Annotated in this window: 16 protein-coding genes; 5 read left to right on the top strand and 11 right to left on the bottom strand. The window is 33.2% G+C overall.

Annotation, left to right across the window (positions count from 1 at the left end; genetic code table 11):
• Positions 1-153: 153 nt before the first annotated feature.
• The 5 genes from PQ463_RS14070 to PQ463_RS14050 form a co-directional block, all read right to left on the bottom strand.
• Positions 154-2700, bottom strand: coding sequence for a heavy metal translocating P-type ATPase (locus PQ463_RS14070; protein WP_274254240.1), 2547 nt, complete (start codon positions 2698-2700; stop codon positions 154-156).
• A 331-nt stretch (positions 2701-3031) separates the two neighbouring features.
• Positions 3032-3592: an AraC family transcriptional regulator gene (locus PQ463_RS14065; RefSeq protein WP_274254239.1), complete on the bottom strand. Its 561-nt coding sequence runs from the start codon at positions 3590-3592 to the stop codon at positions 3032-3034.
• Between the two features lie 2 nt (positions 3593-3594).
• On the bottom strand, positions 3595-4122 hold the full coding sequence (locus PQ463_RS14060) for a DUF3347 domain-containing protein (RefSeq protein ID WP_274254238.1): 528 nt from the start codon (positions 4120-4122) through the stop codon (positions 3595-3597).
• 99 nt (positions 4123-4221) lie between these two features.
• Positions 4222-4557 (bottom strand): hypothetical protein, encoded by a 336-nt coding sequence (locus tag PQ463_RS14055; protein WP_274254237.1) that lies wholly within the window; start codon positions 4555-4557, stop codon positions 4222-4224.
• A 90-nt stretch (positions 4558-4647) separates the two neighbouring features.
• The gene (locus PQ463_RS14050) at positions 4648-5481 is read right to left on the bottom strand and encodes an AraC family transcriptional regulator (RefSeq protein WP_202005969.1); all 834 of its coding nucleotides are present in this window, start codon (positions 5479-5481) and stop codon (positions 4648-4650) included.
• Positions 5482-5583: 102 nt separating this feature from the next.
• Here PQ463_RS14050 and PQ463_RS14045 point away from each other — a divergent pair, with 102 nt between their 5' ends.
• From PQ463_RS14045 to PQ463_RS14030, 4 genes are all read left to right on the top strand, one after another.
• Positions 5584-6750, top strand: a complete 1167-nt coding sequence (locus tag PQ463_RS14045) for an MFS transporter (protein ID WP_274254236.1) — start codon at positions 5584-5586, stop codon at positions 6748-6750.
• A gap of 627 nt (positions 6751-7377) precedes the next feature.
• On the top strand, positions 7378-10623 hold the full coding sequence (locus PQ463_RS14040; RefSeq protein WP_274254235.1) for a SusC/RagA family TonB-linked outer membrane protein: 3246 nt from the start codon (positions 7378-7380) through the stop codon (positions 10621-10623).
• A 16-nt stretch (positions 10624-10639) separates the two neighbouring features.
• A complete protein-coding gene (locus PQ463_RS14035) occupies positions 10640-12442 on the top strand; it encodes a RagB/SusD family nutrient uptake outer membrane protein (protein WP_274254234.1) in 1803 nt (600 codons plus the stop codon).
• 37 nt (positions 12443-12479) lie between these two features.
• Positions 12480-14051, top strand: coding sequence for a DUF4957 domain-containing protein (locus PQ463_RS14030; protein WP_274254233.1), 1572 nt, complete (start codon positions 12480-12482; stop codon positions 14049-14051).
• A 143-nt stretch (positions 14052-14194) separates the two neighbouring features.
• Here PQ463_RS14030 and PQ463_RS14025 read toward each other — a convergent pair whose 3' ends face one another.
• The 4 genes from PQ463_RS14025 to PQ463_RS14010 all read right to left on the bottom strand — a co-directional run bounded on the left by PQ463_RS14025 (position 14195) and on the right by PQ463_RS14010 (position 16552).
• Entirely contained in the window at positions 14195-14767 is a 573-nt protein-coding gene (locus PQ463_RS14025) for a pentapeptide repeat-containing protein (protein ID WP_274254232.1), read from the bottom strand.
• A gap of 28 nt (positions 14768-14795) precedes the next feature.
• Positions 14796-14996: a hypothetical protein gene (locus tag PQ463_RS14020; protein ID WP_274254231.1), complete on the bottom strand. Its 201-nt coding sequence runs from the start codon at positions 14994-14996 to the stop codon at positions 14796-14798.
• Positions 14997-15065: 69 nt separating this feature from the next.
• The gene (locus tag PQ463_RS14015; RefSeq protein ID WP_274254230.1) at positions 15066-15986 is read right to left on the bottom strand and encodes a helix-turn-helix domain-containing protein; all 921 of its coding nucleotides are present in this window, start codon (positions 15984-15986) and stop codon (positions 15066-15068) included.
• Positions 15987-15988: 2 nt separating this feature from the next.
• Positions 15989-16552, bottom strand: a complete 564-nt coding sequence (locus PQ463_RS14010; protein ID WP_274254229.1) for a DUF6642 family protein — start codon at positions 16550-16552, stop codon at positions 15989-15991.
• Positions 16553-16724: 172 nt separating this feature from the next.
• On the opposite strand from PQ463_RS14010, the gene PQ463_RS14005 reads away from it, so the two are divergent.
• Positions 16725-17330: a 5'-methylthioadenosine/S-adenosylhomocysteine nucleosidase family protein gene (locus PQ463_RS14005; RefSeq protein WP_274254228.1), complete on the top strand. Its 606-nt coding sequence runs from the start codon at positions 16725-16727 to the stop codon at positions 17328-17330.
• A gap of 15 nt (positions 17331-17345) precedes the next feature.
• Here the strand turns inward: PQ463_RS14005 and PQ463_RS14000 are convergent, their stop codons facing one another.
• Positions 17346-17822, bottom strand: a complete 477-nt coding sequence (locus tag PQ463_RS14000) for a hypothetical protein (protein ID WP_274254227.1) — start codon at positions 17820-17822, stop codon at positions 17346-17348.
• 111 nt (positions 17823-17933) lie between these two features.
• Entirely contained in the window at positions 17934-18767 is an 834-nt protein-coding gene (locus PQ463_RS13995; protein WP_274254226.1) for an SIR2 family NAD-dependent protein deacylase, read from the bottom strand.
• Between the last annotated feature and the right edge of the window lie 351 nt (positions 18768-19118).

The following is a 19118-nucleotide window of genomic DNA, read 5'->3' as shown; positions in this document are numbered from 1 at the left end:
TTAACATATAGAGGCATAGATTTTTTTGTCTAAAAAAAAGAGAATAAAAGAAACTAGTTTCCACACATAGCTATGTGTATTGATGCAAGTGAAATGCCTTTACGCGCAATGCAAAACTATGTTTCTATGTGTTTAAAATAATTTCATTCCAACTTATAGTTTTAAATTTCTCAATCGCAACGCATTTACGATTACGGATACAGAACTTAAACTCATGGCAACCGCAGCCAACATTGGCGAAAGCAAAATTCCTAAAAATGGATATAAAATTCCAGCTGCAATTGGTACACCTAAAGTATTGTAGATAAAAGCAAAGAATAAATTCTGTTTGATATTCGACATAACAGCATGGCTGAGGTTTTTGGCTTTTACGATTCCATTTAAATCGCCTTTTACCAAAGTGATTTTAGCACTTTCAATCGCGACGTCAGTTCCTGTTCCCATTGCAATTCCAATGTTCGATTGTGCAAGAGCAGGCGCATCATTGATTCCGTCTCCAGCCATAGCAACGATTTTTCCTTGTGCTTGCAGACGTTGAATTTCTTTTAATTTATCTTCTGGAAGACAATCTGCTTTGAAAGAACTCAAATGTAAATGTTCTGCAACGGCTTTTGCGGTATTATGGTTATCACCAGTCATCATGATAACCTCAACCCCTTGAGCGATTAATTCTTTAATGGCTTTCGCGCTGTTTTCTTTGATGGCATCGGTAATGGCTACGAAGCCTAAAACGCTTTTTTCAATGGCGATGTACGAAATAGTTTTTCCTAAATTCTGTTCAGAAATTACTTTTTGTTCTAAATCATTAGAAACAGAAGCACCAATTTCATCCATTAATTTTTTATTTCCTAAAGCAACACGTATATTTTCGATACTTCCTAAAACTCCTTTACCTGCAATAGTTTCGAAACCTTGAACTTCTCTTAATGAACTATTTTTTGCTTTCGCGAAATTGACTACGGCTTGCGCCAAAGGATGTTCACTGTGCTGATTTAGAGAAGCAATGTTTTGAAGCAGAAAATCTTCGTCATTATTTATGGCATAGATTTTTTCTACAGATGGTTTTCCTTCGGTAATTGTTCCTGTTTTATCGGTAATCAAAACATCAATTTTATTCATGTTTTCCAGAGCTTCGGCATTTTTAATTAAAATCCCGTTTTGAGCTCCTTTTCCAACACCAACCATAACCGACATCGGAGTTGCGAGCCCAAGTGCGCAAGGGCAGGCAATAATAAGAACAGCAATCGCATTGATTAATCCGTAAACATAAGCAGGTTCTGGACCAAATTTTGCCCAGACAAAAAAGGTTACTATCGAAATGATAACTACAGTCGGTACAAAATACTTAGAAACACGATCGGCTAATTTCTGAATTGGAGCGCGAGATCTGCTCGCATCATTTACCATTTGGATAATCTGCGAAAGCATCGTTTCTGAACCCACTTTTTCGGCAATCATTACAAACGATTTTGTTCCGTTTATAGTTCCAGAAATTACGGCATCACCTGTTTTTTTGTCAACCGGAATTGGTTCTCCCGTTATCATCGATTCATCAATGCTACTTTCGCCAGAAGTTATTTTACCGTCTACTGGAATTTTTTCTCCTGGTTTTACACGAAGTAAATCTCCTTTTTTAATGTTGTGAATGGAGATTACTTTATCTACTCCGTTTTCAACCAAAGTCGCTTCAGTTGGCGCTAATTTTAATAATTCTTTTATTGCTCCGTTGGTTTGTCCGTGTGCTTTAGCTTCTAATAATTGTCCCAATAAAACTAAAGTGATGATTACCGTTGCAGCTTCAAAATACAAATGAATTGTTCCATGATGCGATTTGAATTCGGATGGAAAAATATCAGGAAAAAACATTCCGACAATACTAAATAGGAAAGCGACACTTGTTCCAATTCCGATTAAAGTAAACATGTTTAAATTCCAAGTCACAATCGATTTGTAAGCGCGAACGAAAAACATCCATCCTGCATAAAACAAAACGGGAATCGAAAATAAAAGCTGAACCCAATTCCACTTTTCAATAGACATTATATTATAAAGCGGATTATTTGGAATCATTTCTGACATGGAAATAATGAAAATAGGAAGCGTAAATAAAATCGCAATTTTCATCTTCTTCAATAAATCAGTATAGGTTTTGTTTTCTTCGCTTTCGGAGGCTTGCATCGGAACTAAATCCATTCCGCAAATCGGACAATCGCCTGGCTCGTTTGAAACGATTTCTGGATGCATTGGACAGGTAAATTGTGTTGCTGTGATGGCAACTTGCGGAACTAAATCCATTCCGCAGACTGGGCAATCTCCAGGTTTGTTGTATGTTTTGTCACCTTCGCAATGCATTGGACAATAATAAACGCCATTGGCACTGTGCTGATGTACTTTTTTTGTTTCTGTTTTGTGATGATCGTGATTGTGACCGTGATGCTCTTTTTTATGGCTAGAACAGCAAGATTTAACGCCAGTTTCTCCATGATTTTTAGGAGAATCCATTTCAATAGTATATTTTCCAGCTGCAGATAAAACTTCCTGAAACTTTTCAGTAGGAACGTGTTTCTCCATTGTTATGGTAGCCGTTGGAGGATTTAAAGTTACTTCTGCCTGAACGCCTTCAACTTCATTTAAAGTTTTTTCTACTTTTTTGCGGCAGCCGTCACACGACATTCCTGAAATTATATATTGATGAGTCATTGTATTGGTTTTTAAGTATTACAATGCAAATTTCCGAACTATCTGCGAGTTCGGTTTGTAGAATTTTGGGAATGATTTGTAAGATTTACAAAGATTTTTGTTTCACGCAGATTTTGCGGATTAGGTCAGATTTTTTTAAGATGATATTAATCTCGCAAAGGCGCAGAGGCGCGAAGTTTTATATTTAATAAGATAATTAAAAATACTCTCCCGCAGATTCAGCAGATTTGGCAGATAAATTAATTCTAAGTATTAAAATTTAAATCTGTTAAATCTGCTGAATCTGCGGGAGAGTAAAAAAAACTTTGCGCCTCTGCGACTTTGCGAGAGATTAAATGTTCTCAATCTGAATACGCATTTTATCTTTTGATTGTTTGAAAGAAGTAGGGGTAAAGCCTGTGATTTTTTTAAATTGATTGCTTAAATGCGCTACATTGCTGTAGTTGAGAATATCGGCAATTTCACTTAATGAAAGTTCATTGTAAATCAATAACTCTTTTACTTTTTCAATTTTCTGACTGATGAAATACTTTTCGATTGTAGTGTTTTCGATTTCAGAAAATAAATTGCTCAGCGAATTGTAGTCTTGATTTAAGTTTTCTGCCAGATATTCTGATAGGTTGATTTTTAAATCATTGTTTTTGTGATGAACCAAATCTACAATCAGGTTTTTTATTCTTTCAACCGTTTTTGTTTTTTTATCATCAATTAAATCAAAACCCAATGCTTGCAGGTTTTTAAGCAAGATTTCTTTTTGATCGTCATTGATTTCTTCGGTCAATTCGACTTCTCCTAATTCTACAGAAGTAGTTTGAAGTCCGAGTTTTTCAAACTCAGACTTCACTACCATTTTGCATCGGCTGCACACCATATTTTTGATGTAGAGCTTCATATTTATTTGATCGTTTCTACCACGTTACCGCAAGTCAGCATAGAAGAACCGTAGTACGGATTCTTAACTGCTTTTTCTTTGCTTAACCAATCAGCATCTGCCATTGGGCAATATTGTTTGTAGATTGGTTCACTTGGGCTTGAAACTTTTATTAAATCGTAAGTGCTTTTAGATAAAGACTTAAAAGTCTCACGCTGTTTTTTAAGATCTGTTGTTGCTGAAATACTTTTGGCATCGGCAGTTAATTTCTTAACTACTTTCATCCAAACTGTATGTTCGTTGCTTTTTAGTTTGTCCATTTTTACGGCAGTAATAGCAGTCAATAAAGTTGCAGCTTTCGCCGAAGTTAGTTTGCTATCACTTTTAATAAGTGCATCTTTTACAGAAAAATAAGCATCATACACAGATTGTAATTGAGAATCTGCCATTTCAATTTCTGTTAAACCAGAGCTATTCGTTTTTGCCTGAATCGTATTTGCAGTAAATAATACTGTTACTGCCATTGCTAAAGCTATAATTGATTTTTTCATTGTATATAATATTTGGTAAAGGATTTTTAATTCCTTTAAAATTAATTAAAAAAATTGATTTTAAAAAGACCCAATATGGGCTATCACAAATACAAACAATTATATTTTCGGCTTCAGCCAGATAGAAGTAAATCCTGAAGAAATAGTAGAATTACTATAAGAGGAAATTGTGTTTTTTAGAGAAAAATTGAAAACATCGTTTTGTAAATCAAAATCATTTGAAATCAAAAGAAGGTTTAATGTTGAGGTATTACAGCCTGAGTGACGGCACTTTCCTTCGCAATTATGTTTTTCTTCTTTTGAAGTTTTCTTTTCACAGCATTTTTGAGAACAGCTATTTTCTTCTTTAACAACAATTTCTTTTGAGTTTCCATTATGGCATGCGTAAGTATAACTCGGATTCAAAAAGAAACTAAGTGTTATAAAAATCATCATTATGTGGATTTTCTTGCTCAAAGAAATTGTTTTAGAAATGCAAATTTAGTTAAAAATGCTTGAGAAAATTATTTTTTAAGATTTCGATAACTAGAGTTTTTTGAAATCGGTGGGTTTCATGTTTTTACGTTTCTTGAAATAATTGGTCAAATGGCTTTCGTCTGTAAAACCAAATTCGTACGCGATTTGTTTAATTGGCAATTGATTGTTATGAAATCTTTTTTCGATTAAAGTCAATCTTAAATTATGAATGTATTCGCGATAACTAATGCTGAAAGTTCTTTTAAAATAGGCACTAAAATAAGTTTGAGCAATATTAAAATGTTCTGCAATTACTTTTACTTGGACCAATTTTGGCTGATAAATATTTTGATGAATGTAATTAGCAATTTGTTCACTATCCAAATGAGTCGATTTCATCTGTAAATTCATCCCTCGGATTGTTTCTTTAATTAAACCAAAAAGGGAAAGAATCTGATAGAAAACAATAGGAGATGAGGTAACATCTATATAATGTCCATACGTTACAATGTTTTCAACTGTGTTTTTTAGAATCGTTTTGCAAGGTTCATCAAATTTCAAAACAGTTTCTTTTAGAATTTTATCTCTCATGAAACTTTCTGGAGTATTTACTAAAAATTCATCGCAAGTAAGATTCTGTTTTGAGTTGAAATAATTATCAGTGAATTTGATAAAAATGAATCGGGTACTTTTCTTTATATCAAAATAATGTTCATCATCTGGAGAAATAACAAATAAATCTCCTGCTTTATACGGCAGCAGATTATTATTTAAGTGATGTATGCCACTTCCTTTCTTTATATAAATGATTTCGTAATACGTATGAGTATGTGGAGGAAGATGAAATTTCTCTTCTTCAAATTCATCCAAAACAAGCGTTTTAAATTGATTTAATTTCGGCATAACATAAATGTACAATTTTATATCACAAATTTACAACTTTTTTTAAGGTTAACGGTGTTAATTTTGCGTTGTAGAAATCTATTCCTTTCTACAATAATCAAAATGAAAAAAAGTCTTATTGCACTCTCTTTAGGAGGGTTGACCATTGGTATTACAGAATTTGTAATGATGGGATTACTCCCAGATATTGCTTCAGATATGAAAGTTTCAATTCCAGTTGCTGGTTATTTAATTTCGGCTTATGCGCTTGGAGTTGTTATTGGAGCGCCTTTATTAGTAATCGCAGGAAGAAATTATGCGCCTAAAAAAATGCTTCTAATTTTAGCTTTAATGTTGGCAGTTTTTAATTCATTGTCCATTATTGCTCCCGATTATACTATCCTATTTGCTTCTCGATTTTTATCTGGATTGCCGCATGGAGCATTCTTTGGAGTGGGAGCGGTAGTCGCAAGCCGTTTGGCAGATAAAGGAAAAGAGGCACAGGCAATCTCTATAATGTTTGCCGGCTTAACTATCGCTAACTTAATAGGTGTGCCGATTGGAACTTATATAGGACATCATTTTATTTGGCGTTATACTTTTGTATTAATTGCTTTTGTGGGATTGTTGACCTTTTTGGCTATTTATTTATGGATGCCAAATCTTGAAAAAGGAGAAAGTGTAAACATGAAAACACAACTTCAGTTTTTTAAGAAAACAGAAGCTTGGTTAATTATCGGAATTACAGCAATTGGTTTTGGAGGTCTTTTCGCTTGGATCAGTTACATTGCGCCTCTTTTAATTAATGTATCGAAGTTTTCGCCAGAAGATGTTTCATCTATCCTGATTTTAGCAGGATTAGGAATGGTAGTGGGTAACTTCGTGGGAGGTAAATTGGCAGATCGTTTCTCACCAGCTCCGACAACTCTAGCTTTATTGCTTGTTATGTCTACCGATTTGGTTTTGGTTTATTTCTTCTCATTCAATCAATATATTTCGTTGTTTTTGACTTTCTTGACCGGTGCTATTTCATTCTCAGTAATTGCGCCAATTCAGATGCTGATGATTCGTACCGCAAAAGGAGCAGAGATGATCGCTTCAGCTTCTCTTCAAGGAAGTTTCAATATTGGTAATGCTTTAGGCGCTTTTCTTGGCGGATTGCCTTTGGCGGCGGGATTCAGTTATTCTTCTCCTAATCTTATCGGAGTAATAATGTCGGTTATCGGAATGGTTATCACATTTGTATTGATGAGATTACATCAAAAGCAATTGCAGTTGCAGCGCATTTAATACTAAGAATTTAATTTTTTTAAGCCCTTAACTTTTGTTTAAGGGCTTTTTTTATGCTTATAAGGATATGAACTTATGGTCAAAATTACTTTTTCTGTTGTCTCGGTGGTTTTATTTATAGGTAAAATCGTTGTAAATTTTAAAATTTAAAGGAAATCTCTTCATTTTTTTTAGCATGACTTTAACTTTTTAAGTGTAAAAATAACACCTAATAATTTCGTAATAGTTATTGATGTAATCGATTGTTTTTTTTATAAAAATCGAATCAAAAGCACGATTAATAAAAATATATTTAATATTTTAAATCGGGATAAATTATATATGTAATAGAAAAAACCGATATAATTTTTAATATGTAATTTTTTTTATGAAATTTTTATGAAATTTTATTTTTCGTTTTAAAAAAATATCTATGTTTGTGTAATCGATTACAACTTTGTTTTTGACCTTCGAAATCGATTAAGTTATAAGATGGAAAACAGAGCAGAAATAAAGCTTTGAGGAGGAGGTAAATAAATTACTGTTAAATAAAAACCACAAATATTAACTATAAAATGAATTGAAAGTAACCACAAAAAACCACTTAAACCAAAAAGAAAAAACTTTTAATAACTTAAACAATCAACCATGAACTTTAAAGAACTATTAAACAAAGGAGCAAATTTTTGCTTTAAACTTGTTTTCTTACTGTGCTTATTGATCGGCAGTCAGGTATACGCACAGGGCACAACGATAGAGGGAACCGTGAAGGATGCCGCGGGACTTTCTCTTCCTGGCGTAAACGTCTTAGAAAAAGGAACTAAGAACGGAACTTCTACCGATTTTGACGGGCATTACAAAATAAAACTGACCAATCCGAAAGCGGTATTAAGTTTTTCATTTATAGGTTTTCAGAGCATTAATGTTTCAACAGACGGAAAAACTAAAGTAAATGCAACAATGATTGAAGATGCTAATAACTTAAATGAAGTTGTTGTAATCGGATATGGAACAGCTAAAAAATCTGATTTAACAGGTGCTGTGTCAACTATTTCAGGATCTGATTTGAAAAAGGTGCCCGTTGCAAATGTTGCTGAAGCTTTAACCGGTCGTATAGCGGGTGTACAGGTAACTGCAGCTGAAGGCTCTCCAGATGCAGATATAAAAATTAGAGTTCGTGGAGGTGGTTCACTTACTCAAGATTCTTCGCCGTTGATTATCGTGGATGGTTTTCCTATCAATAATATGAATGATATTTCTTCATCTGATATCGAAACAATGACTGTTTTAAAAGATGCCGCTTCAACTGCTATCTACGGATCACGTGGTGCAAATGGGGTAATTCTTATTACAACAAAAAGCGGAAAAGATGGAAAAATGGCAGTAAACTTCAATATGTTTTACGGTATGAAAACGATGGCGAAGAAAATTGATGTTTTATCGCCAGAAGATTATACTAAATGGCAATATGAATATGCCTTACTATCTCAAGGGACTCCAAAAGTAGCTTCTGATCCAGATTCATATACTAAGTATTTTGGAAATTGGCAAGATCATGATATGTATACAGGTGTGAAAGGGGACGATTGGCAAGAGCAAATCTTCGGGCGTACAGGTGAGGTGCAAAGCCGTGATTTAGGAATTAGAGGAGGAACTGATAAGCTTAATTATAATTTTAATTATGCTCATTTTGATGAAAAAGCGATTATGGTAGGTTCAAACTATAAGAGAAACAACTTAGCATTAGCTTTAAAAAGTAAATTAAATGACAAGATTGACGTTGGTTTTACTATGCGTTATTCAGATACAGAGATTGATGGTGGTGGTGTAAACGAGCAAAATGAGAAATCTTCATCAGATTCACGTATGCGTACTATTGTGGGTTATGCGCCAATTCCAGTTGCAGGCTTAACAACAGAAGATGTTAATGGGGATGGAACAGATATGTTAATAAATCCTTTTACGTCTATTTCTGATAACGATCGTCAGCAGTTTCGTAAAAACTTTAATATGTTAGGAAGTTTTGGATGGGAAATTGTTGATAATTTAAAATTGAAAGTTGATTTAGGTTTAGACAATTTCAACAACCAAGATTATCGTTTTTATGGACTAACTACTTATTATGTGGCAAACTCACCACTGGCTACATTACAGAACATGCCAGCAATGATTATGTCAGATGCTAAGGAGAAACGTTTTAGAAATGCTAATACGCTTACTTATGATTTTAAAAAATTAATGGGAGATGATCATCATTTGAATGTTCTTGTTGGAGAAGAAAATATTACATATAGCTCAAATACTGTAACAAGCACTATACATGGATATCCAACGTTTTTTAATTTTGATCAAGCAAAAAAATTAACTACGCAAGGAACTCCTCAATCTGTTGATAATTATTACAGCCCAGATGATAAATTATTATCATTTTTTGGACGTGCAAATTATGATTACAAAAACCGTTACTTACTTTCAGCGACATTTCGCGCCGACGGATCTAGTAAATTTTTGGCAGAGAATCGTTGGGGTTACTTTCCAGCTTTTGCAGCAGGATGGAAAATGTCAGAAGAAAATTGGCTAAAAAATAAAACTTGGTTAAGCCTTTTAAAATTAAGAGCAAGTTATGGTGAAGCAGGAAATAATAATATACCTGTTGGTCAGCAAATTCAAATTTTTCAATCTACAGCAACATCGTGGATTAATGGCGTTACTAGCGTTTGGGCACCTTCTAAAACAATGCCTAATCCTGATTTGAAATGGGAAACAACAGTAACTCAAAACTTAGGTTTGGATTTCGCATTTTTCAAAAATCGTTTGAGCGGTAATTTTGATATCTATAAAAATATTACTAGTGACTTATTAATTAATTTCCCAGTAGCCGGATCTGGATATGACTACCAATACCGTAACATGGGTGAAACACAAAATAAAGGTTTTGAGGCTACAATTAATGTTGTTGCTATTGAAAAAGCTAAATACGGATTGAATTTTTCATTCAATATGTCGGTAAACAAAAACCGTATCAATTCATTAGGTATGATGAGTGACTTCGGACAAGGTACAGGATGGGCTTCTTCACAAATTGGAGATGATTACCTTATTGCTGTTGGTGGTTCTTTAGGTAGTATGTATGGTTATAAAAATGATGGAAGATATGAAGTTTCAGACTTTGATTATGTTGGAGGGAAATATGTTTTAAAAAGCGGTATAGTTAATACTTCTACTTCTTTAGTTGGTGATGGAAATGGCCTTAGACCTGGAGATATGAAATTAAAAGATATCAACGGAGATGGTAAAGTAGATATTAACGATAAGACAGTTATTGGTAATGTTAATCCTAAAAGCTCTGGTGGTTTTGTTATCAACGGTAATGCTTATGGATTTGATTTAATGGCAGCTTTTAACTGGAGCATTGGTAATGATGTATACAACGCTGATAAAATTGAATTTTCGACAGCTACTGCTTCGGGAGAATATAAGAATTTAAATTCTACGATGGCAGATGGAAAAAGATGGACTAATTTAGACCCAGCAACTGGTCAATTAGTAACGGATAATCCTGAAGCTTTAGCAGCTCTTAATACTAATACAACTATGTGGTCTCCATACATGAGACAAGCTATTTTTACTGATTGGGCAGTTGAAGACGCATCGTTTTTAAGATTAAATACTTTAACATTAGGGTATTCAATGCCTGAGATGTTTACATCTAAACTTGGAGTTTCTAAATTGAGATTTTACTTGACAGGAAGCAATATTTTTGTTTGGACTAATTATTCTGGTTCTGATCCAGAAGTTTCAACAAAAAGAAAAACTCCACTTACTCCTGGGGTTGATTCGAGTCCTTATCCAAGAAGCAGACAAATGATTTTTGGAATGAATCTTAATTTCTAATTTAAACGACTACAAAATGAAACATAAAATAATTATAGCAGGATTGATTATTTCGGGTCTATTTAGTTCTTGTCAGCAATTTGAAGATGACTATTTAGAAGCGCCTGCACAATCAACATTAGATGCTTCTGTAATTTTCTCTACTGCGGGACTTGCAAAAGGAGCTATTGACGGGATTAAAGTGCCATTTGCAGAAACAAACTCTTATAGAGGACGATTTTTACCTTATTACGGATTAAATACAGATGTAGAATGGTATAATACTTCACAAACAGCGGGAGATAAATCAGATTTGTGTGTGTATGATGCAAAGCCAAGCAATACAGAAATGAATACTACCAATAATGCTTATGCCATGATGTACTCAGGGATTGAGCGTGCAAATGTTTGTATTCAAGGCTTACGTCAATATGGAAATCCTACTCCAGGAACAGAATTAGGACAATTATTAGGAGAGGCTTTAACACTGAGAGCGATTTACTATGCTGATTTGCTTAAATCTTGGGGTGATGTTCCTGCTCGTTTTGAACCAATTACTAGTGCTACTTTATATTTGCCTAAATCAAACAGAGATATTATTTACAAACAATTAATAGCTGACTTAGGAGAAGCTTCAACATTGGTTGCTTGGCCTAATGAAACTTCTTATACAAGCACAGTTGAACACGTAAATAAAGCTTTTGTAAAAGCCTTTAGAGCGCGTTTGGCTTTGGCAGCAAGTGGTTATCAACAATATCCTGACGGCGTGAGAAGAAGTAATGATCCAGAACTTTCAGTGGCTTCTATGTATGCATTGGCATTAAGAGAATCTCGTGAAGTAATTCAAAGTGGTTCTGCTCGTTTAGAATCTACTTTTGAGGGATTATGGAGAAAATACAACGAAGAAAATACTGCTGCAGGAGGAGAATCTCTTTGGGAACTTCCTTTTTCTGATGGACGTGGTAGAATGTTATTCACTTTTGCTGTAAAACACACGGCTGCTGCTGATCAATTTCAAGCTAATGGAGCTAACCGTGGAGGTGTTGCAGGCCCATTACCATTTGTTTTCTATGATTATGATCAAGCCGATGCTCGTAGAAATGTTACTTGTGTGCCTTATAAATATGGTGCAGCAGTTAATGGTATTGCAAAACAAGAGTTAGGTTCTTTAGATACGTGGTATTTTGGTAAATACCGTTACGAATGGATGAAACGTTATGTAACTTCTACAAATGATGATGGAGTTAATAAAATGTACATGCGTTATGCAGAGGTGCTTTTAATTGCTGCTGAAACAGCAAACGAATTGGAAGGACCAAGTGCAGCAATGCCTTATTTGAAAGAAGTACGAAGAAGATCATTTTCTTCAGCAGATCAAGCTACCAAAGTTGAAACTTATGTGAATTCTTTAACTAGTAAAGAAGCAATGTTTAATGCGCTTGTTGATGAAAATAAATATGAGTTTACAGGAGAAATGGAACGTAAACAAGCACTTATCCGCTGGAATTTGCTTAAAGCAAACTTAGATAAAGCAAAACAAAAAATGGCAGAATTATCTACTCGTACAGGACAATATGCTGATGTGCCAGCTACTTTGTATTATAAATACCAATCGGATAATGTAAGTTTGGATGTATATGGACTTAATCGCGGAGAAACTACAAATCCAGGAATATTGTATTCTTCTACTCCTTGGACATGGACAGGTACAGCTGCCGATGCTAAAATAGCTTCTTTATATAAAGTAGGAGTTAATCCTGATAATAGACAATTCTGGCCAATATGGCAAGTATTTCTTGATGGAAGTAATGGTCAGTTAAAAAATGATTACGGTTATTAAAATTTTTCAAAAAACTAATAATAAATTATAAGTTATTATGATGAAAACAATAAATATATTTAAAGGATTAATAACCGTATTACTTCTTTCAGTGGCAGTTTCTAGCTGCGAAAGTTATAATGAAGCGTTATTAGACGATATAGGAAATACAAGGGAATTTTCTCCAATTGGGCTTAAAGCTACAATTAGAAATAAAACTGTAGTTGAATTAAATTGGACGGTTAAATCAGATGAAAATACAGATCATTATGTAGTAGAATTTAGTGCCGATGATCCTAGCTTCTCTACAATTTATAAAACCATAAATGTTGCGCCTTCTGAACTTCCTATACAAGTACCTCTAGAGGGAGAAACAATTTATTCTATTAGAGTAAAATCGGTTACTTCAGGACTAGAAGATTCAAAATGGTCAGTTATAACTGCTACGACATTATCAGAACAAATAATGTTCCCGGTTCAAGATGCAGATATTGAAGCAACTAAAGTTACATTAAGATGGGTTCCAAATAGCTCTGTGACACAAATTACCGCAATGCCTGGAAATGTCGTACATACTATTACAGCTGCTGAAAAAACAGCTGGAGTAGCTACTTTAACAGGCTTAACACCTGAAACTGCTTATACAGCAATTTTATACAACGGTACGAAGAAAAGAGGTGATGCAACATTTACAACAGGAATAGATATTGGAACAGGAATACTAGTTAAATTAGGAGATGATGTACTTCAAAAAATTGCTAGTGCACCTTCTGGATCTGTTTTAGTTTTCATGCCAGGTGATTACACAGCTCAAACAGGAACAATAGCAGTAAATAAAACATTAACATTAAGAGGTTTGAGACCAGGTGATAAACCAAAACTTAAGTTTAATTTCACTCTTGCTAACAACCCTAATAATGCAAGTGAAGTAGTTAATTTCTCTTTAGTTGATATCGATTTAAGTGGAGCAGGAACAACTGGTGGTGCAATTGCAATTAGCTCAGCAGCTACAACACAATTAGGTGATGTTTTAATTAGTGGTAGTTACGTTCATGATTTCCCATCTCAATTGATGTACGGAAATGCATCTGCAAAATTAAAATCGTTCACTGTAGATAATAGTATTATTAAAAATGTAAACACCGCTTCTGGTGCTGATTTTATCGATTTCAGAACTACTTATGTAGCAAATGTATCTTTAACAAAAAGTACATTTGACACTTGTTCGTCTCGTGATTTCGTACGTTTAGATGCAGCAGCAGGATTAACAGGAACAGGGTTAACAAGCAATGTGTTAATTGATGGATGTACAATTTATGCGCCTACACTTCCAGCTGCAAGTAGAATCTTGTATGTGCGTTTTGTTACAAATGCTTTAATTGTGCGTAATACAATCTTAAATGTTGGATCAGCAGTTTATACCAATACTACTGCAACAACTGTTCCGACGTTCTCAAATAATAATAATTTCAATTCGCCTAATTTACAGATTACAACGGGAAACAATAGACCAGATGCTTCTGCAACTGTATTAGATCCTCAATTTACAAGTGCGACAACAGGAGACTTTACTATTAAGAATCAAACATTAATTGATCGAAAAGTAGGAGATCCACGTTGGATAAAATAAAAAAATCGTGGTTGATTAAATAGAAAAAGCGGGATACAATTTATTTTGTAATCCCGCTTTTTTAGTTTTCAGTCTCAGTCTTTAGTAACAATCTTCAGTGATGGGGGTAGCTGACAACTGAGACTGAGACTGAAAACTAACAACTACTCAATAGATAAATCAAATTTTTCTAATAAACCTGCAAGCGCCGTATGTGAAACCTTTGTTCCTTTAATTTTATTTTCTGATGGATCAAATGCATAGTTTCTAGAAGTTCTAAAATCGGTTTTCTCCAGAATACTTTCCACGAAAGTGGCACCAGAAAGATCACAGTTTTTAAAAACTGCCAGAGACAAATCGGTATTAGAAAAATCAGTTTCTTTTAAAAAACAATCTGCAAAAGTAGTTTTCTTTAGCTTTTTGTAAATGAAAGTAGAATAGTCTAAAATGCAATCTTCAAAATTCATTGAAAACAGAAAACTATTGCAAGCACTAAAATCCAATCCCATTAATTTACAGCCAATAAACTTGATGTTTTTCAATCCGGTATTTCTTAAAGTTGCCAAAGAAAGGTTGCAATTTTTAAAAGTACAATCTAAAAAGTCGTTATGGCTCAAATCACTTTTAGAAAAATTGCAGTTAATGAATTCGCAGTTTACAAATTCGGTATTGGCCAAACTTTGATCCGAGTAATCAATCGCTTCAAAAGTTCTGTTTTGGTATAATTTTGATTCCATATAAATTTTTAAAAAGGCGTACAAGGTTTTATTCTAATTCGATACAATCGAAAACAGGATTGTTTTGAAGTAAAGCTGTAACATTCAATTCGCTGTCCACTCGTAAGATATTATCGCAATCTTCAAGGTCGAAATTCCATTGAGATTCTGGTAATAATTGATTTAGTAATGCAGAAGCCGATTCGAATTTGGTCTGATTATCAACGGAAGTTTTAAAAACATAAATCATAATTTGCATTTTGAGGAAGCAAATTTCTGAAAAACATCTACATATTTGTTAGGACTCTCTAATCAATAATTAGGATTTATCAATCATTTTTCGGTATCGAATGGGAGAAATTCCTTCTGTCTTTTTAAAGAAACGGCTAAAGTAAGATTGATCTTCAAAGCCTACTTGCGCTGCGATTTCACCTACAGAAAGAGTAGTTTGAAAGAGTAAATATTTAGCTTCGAGTAATATGTTTTCGTCAATCCATTTAACAGCAGATTTCCCTGTGATGGTCTTGACACATTTATTCAAATGGTTTGGAGTAACATTTAATAGAGAAGAGTAATAATTTACCTGATGCTGGGTTTTTATATGATCATGAATCAGCTCTTTAAATTTTGCTGTGATTGCTTCAGCTGCCGAAATGTTTTTAATAGGTTTTACTGCATTTTTATTCATCTCATAAAATAGCGTAATCAGATAAGATTGCACAATATTCAAATCTGCAATTGTAGTTTCTGAATATTCCTTTTTCAATCTTTCAAAGATATTTGTAATTGGTTCAATATCTTCGGGAGCCAGTTTGATTTTCGGATTTCCAGAAATTTTCAGAAAATCAAAATCATTCAGCAACTCACGGCTGCCATATTTCCGAATCAAAATATCAGGATGAAATTGGCAGATATAACCTTTATGAATATTATTAATATTATCAAGCGAAAAAATCTGACCTGCCGGAACCATAATCATTTCCTTATCAGTTGTGACATATTCCTGATATCCTAATTTCATAACATGCTGACCAGAAGAAATAAAAATTAAAGTATGGCAAGAATGTTTAGAAGGAGGAACAGGATGCTGTATCTGCATCATTTCTTCGATTTCAAGACAGAAAAAATGATCCGAATTCGATTTGAAAAGCAAATGAATAGGATTGTCTTCTCCTAAAAATTTCTCTCGAAATCCTTTTGGCCCATACGTTTTTATTTTCTCTGCCTGCTTCTTTTTCATTTTTAATAATATAATCTAAAATCAAGCAACTTGCAGAGATTGTAATGTTTGGTATAAAGATCTTCGACCACTTCAATCAAATTGTCGTTTTCCTGATACAGACTAAAAAAGGCTTTATCAATTGTACTGCAGCTCGCAATTTTATTATAAGTAGAACCGTAGCCCGAAATTGCTCTAGCACCAGTAATATCTAAGAAATATTGTGCTTCTTCTTCGTTTAAGTCTAAAACTTTAAGATTGGCAAAATGAATAATTTTGCCTTTCATTTTTCCTTCAAACAATTCGGCAATTTCTTCAATGCTGTAATAATAATCGTGAAGACAGATGTTGTTTTCCTGACCAGGCATTGCTAGATAAATAATTTCATAATCTTTGAAATTATGATCTTCATAAAGCAAAATATTCAGACTTTCTTCTAAACCTTCGATTGTGTCGCAGGTTTTATGAATGCTCGAAATGCCTTGGTCAATAGCCAATTCTTCGAGACATTTTACCACATGTGTTGGCGTATGATCGTCTATATCTTTAACGCCTTCAAGGCAGAAAATAAATTTTTCATTATCCATGCAGTTATTCTTTCTGGTTTTAAATTTTTTTACTGGTTTTAGCAAATGTATTTTTTATATCATTAAATCCAATAGAGAAAACAGACTTTAACGTCTTTTTTAGTTTTTAAATTTAGGTTAGAGTAACGTAAATTTTTAAACGTATTTTTGTAAACCGAAAATATAGTTACACATGATACAAATTAACCAAACGGCATCTTTTGCTGTTGAAGATATATTATTCTGTTTTGCTCTCGAATCTGAAGCGGCGGAAGTTTTTAAAGGCCACAATGTTTTATTTACTGGAATAGGAAAAGTAAATGCAGCTTACGAATTGACAAAAGCAATTCAAAAGAAAAAACCGTCTGTAATTATTAATCTGGGTTCGGCGGGAAGCAGTTATTTTCAGAAAGGCGATGTGATTTGCTGCACTAAATTTGTTCAAAGAGATATGGACGTTCGCGGTTTAGGTTTTGCATTGTACGAAACACCACTTTCTGGTTTACCGCCAGTTTTAGAATATGGTTTGTTAATGGATAATCTAAAAGAAGGAATCTGCGGAACAGGCGATAACTTCGAAATGGGACATAAATCGGATGTTTATAATGTGGTCGATATGGAAGCTTACGCTTTGGCTATGATTGCCATGAAAGAAAATATTCCGTTTTTAAGTTTAAAATATATTTCTGACGGAGCCGATGATAACGCTGCCGAAGATTGGACGGTTCAAGTTCATAAAGCCGCAATTGCTTATGGTAAAATTTTGGGATTGATAAAAGAATCTGAAGCCATTTCTTAATTGAAATGGCTTTTTTTAATACCTTTCGATATATCCATTTTCAGAAGGATAAATTGTAGAATGCGGTAACATATCAATTGTAAAACAATTGTTATCTCTATAATATTTAGGGTTTGGAATGCTATCTTCGTCTTTATACCATTTTGTTCTAATTTTATATTTTGTGGTATCTAAATGTACTTCGACAATTTTAGATCCATCACTTACAAGTTGCCATCCCTTTTTTTCCCCAAACCAGCAAACCCCAATTTCATCACCTAATTCTGTTACTTCAGATATTTCTAACTTCACATAATCGATGCTTGGTTTTGCATTTAATTTGCCTAGAGCTATTATTCTTTCGTTATCGTAATAATTACTAAATATGGTTATTGCCTGAGATTTATCTTTTGAATACAAATTAATACGACTGCTACGTTGATTTGAGTTACAATTCAGAAATAATAAAAATGGAACTAGAATGAAGATGGATTTTTTTAATAATGGTTTCATATTTTAGAATCATAATGTTTTTTATTTTAAATAATTCAAATTTATTACTCTCATGGCTATGTCATAATAGTAGTAATGTTTTATTTTTCTAATAGAATTTTTCAGCTTTTTTCAAGATGAGGAAATATGTATATTTTTAATCATTTCTTTAATCATTTTTAAAGCTTCACTAGATGTTTTTCGAATAATGATTTTATTTTTTTTATCTTTTATTAAAGCTGTAAACTGATTGTCTTCTATATTGATGTCAACAATAGTTCCGCCATATTTTAAAGTGGTTTCTGCAATTGCAATTGGTAAATTTGTTGCACCAGAAGTTCCTAGAATAAAAAGTATTCCAGAGTTTTTGGCAATTTTCAAAGAACTGAATTTTTTATTTGTTTGTTCATCATAATATTCGTCAAACCATAAAATATTTGGTCTCATCCAACTTCCGCAACTTTTACATTTTAAAAGCTCAATTTCTTTTTCAGTTAAATCTTCATCAATGTCTTTTCCTTTTATTTCTTCGGGTAGATTTATGATTTCTCTGCAACCGTTTGAACACTTTATCTGTCTGTTATTTCCATGAATTTCGAAAATTCTTTCTGTTCCGCTTAATCGGTGTAGGTTGTCTATGTTTTGAGTAATTAGATGAAATCTGTCTTTTAAAATGTTTTCAATTTCAACCAATTCGTAATGGCTTGCATTTGGTTTTGCATTTTCAAACATTTTTTTTCTAAACAATGAATATTGCCAAACTTCCTCGGGATTTTCTTTGAAGTATTTAAAAGTTCCAAACTCTTCAGGCTTATGAAATTTTGTTCCCTTAATCCAAATACCATCTAGGCCTCTATAGGTCGGAATTCCACTTTCAGAAGAAATTCCAGCGCCCGTTAAAAAGGTAAAAAGGTTTCTTTTATTTTTAGTTGAAACGTGTTTTATTATGTTTTCTAATTGTTCCATGTTTAATGAAAAAAGATAATTTTTTTAAAGATTAAATATACACTAAAATTAATATCTAAAAGTTCTGAGTTTTTATGAAGTGCTCCAGCAGAGCAAAATATTTATAGCATAATTTAAATTCTCAGATTCAAAAAGCTCCAGCGGAGCGACATATAAATTCTTATTGATAATACATCGTTTTGAGACAAACAAAGTAAATACGCCTCATGTCGTAAAATTGATAAGTATTTGATGGGTTATTTTTCTGTAATCTGGAATGTTTGTTTACTAGGGAATTTGAGAAACTTTTTAACTTTATAATCTTCATATTTTACTAACTAAAGACCTTTCGAAACCAAAATGATTTTAACT

Origin of the sequence: Flavobacterium sp. KACC 22763, assembly GCF_028736155.1 — a bacterium.
GTDB lineage: Bacteria > Bacteroidota > Bacteroidia > Flavobacteriales > Flavobacteriaceae > Flavobacterium.
Note: the sequence above shows the minus strand (reverse complement) of the source record. Positions and strands in the feature narration are given on the sequence as shown.

What these genes read in the sequence shown, in the direction of transcription:
- PQ463_RS14045 (WP_274254236.1), top strand. Translation starts at nt 5,584, where the DNA reads ATGAAAAAAAGTCTTATTGCACTCTCTTTAGGAGGGTTGACCATTGGT.
- PQ463_RS14065 (WP_274254239.1), bottom strand. Translation starts at nt 3,592, where the DNA reads ATGAAGCTCTACATCAAAAATATGGTGTGCAGCCGATGCAAAATGGTA.
- PQ463_RS14025 (WP_274254232.1), bottom strand. Translation starts at nt 14,767, where the DNA reads ATGGAATCAAAATTATACCAAAACAGAACTTTTGAAGCGATTGATTAC.
- PQ463_RS14030 (WP_274254233.1), top strand. Translation starts at nt 12,480, where the DNA reads ATGATGAAAACAATAAATATATTTAAAGGATTAATAACCGTATTACTT.
- PQ463_RS14015 (WP_274254230.1), bottom strand. Translation starts at nt 15,986, where the DNA reads ATGAAAAAGAAGCAGGCAGAGAAAATAAAAACGTATGGGCCAAAAGGA.
- PQ463_RS14005 (WP_274254228.1), top strand. Translation starts at nt 16,725, where the DNA reads ATGATACAAATTAACCAAACGGCATCTTTTGCTGTTGAAGATATATTA.
- PQ463_RS14060 (WP_274254238.1), bottom strand. Translation starts at nt 4,122, where the DNA reads ATGAAAAAATCAATTATAGCTTTAGCAATGGCAGTAACAGTATTATTT.
- PQ463_RS14010 (WP_274254229.1), bottom strand. Translation starts at nt 16,552, where the DNA reads ATGGATAATGAAAAATTTATTTTCTGCCTTGAAGGCGTTAAAGATATA.
- PQ463_RS14050 (WP_202005969.1), bottom strand. Translation starts at nt 5,481, where the DNA reads ATGCCGAAATTAAATCAATTTAAAACGCTTGTTTTGGATGAATTTGAA.
- PQ463_RS14070 (WP_274254240.1), bottom strand. Translation starts at nt 2,700, where the DNA reads ATGACTCATCAATATATAATTTCAGGAATGTCGTGTGACGGCTGCCGC.
- PQ463_RS14040 (WP_274254235.1), top strand. Translation starts at nt 7,378, where the DNA reads ATGAACTTTAAAGAACTATTAAACAAAGGAGCAAATTTTTGCTTTAAA.
- PQ463_RS14020 (WP_274254231.1), bottom strand. Translation starts at nt 14,996, where the DNA reads ATGATTTATGTTTTTAAAACTTCCGTTGATAATCAGACCAAATTCGAA.
- PQ463_RS13995 (WP_274254226.1), bottom strand. Translation starts at nt 18,767, where the DNA reads ATGGAACAATTAGAAAACATAATAAAACACGTTTCAACTAAAAATAAA.
- PQ463_RS14000 (WP_274254227.1), bottom strand. Translation starts at nt 17,822, where the DNA reads ATGAAACCATTATTAAAAAAATCCATCTTCATTCTAGTTCCATTTTTA.
- PQ463_RS14055 (WP_274254237.1), bottom strand. Translation starts at nt 4,557, where the DNA reads ATGATGATTTTTATAACACTTAGTTTCTTTTTGAATCCGAGTTATACT.
- PQ463_RS14035 (WP_274254234.1), top strand. Translation starts at nt 10,640, where the DNA reads ATGAAACATAAAATAATTATAGCAGGATTGATTATTTCGGGTCTATTT.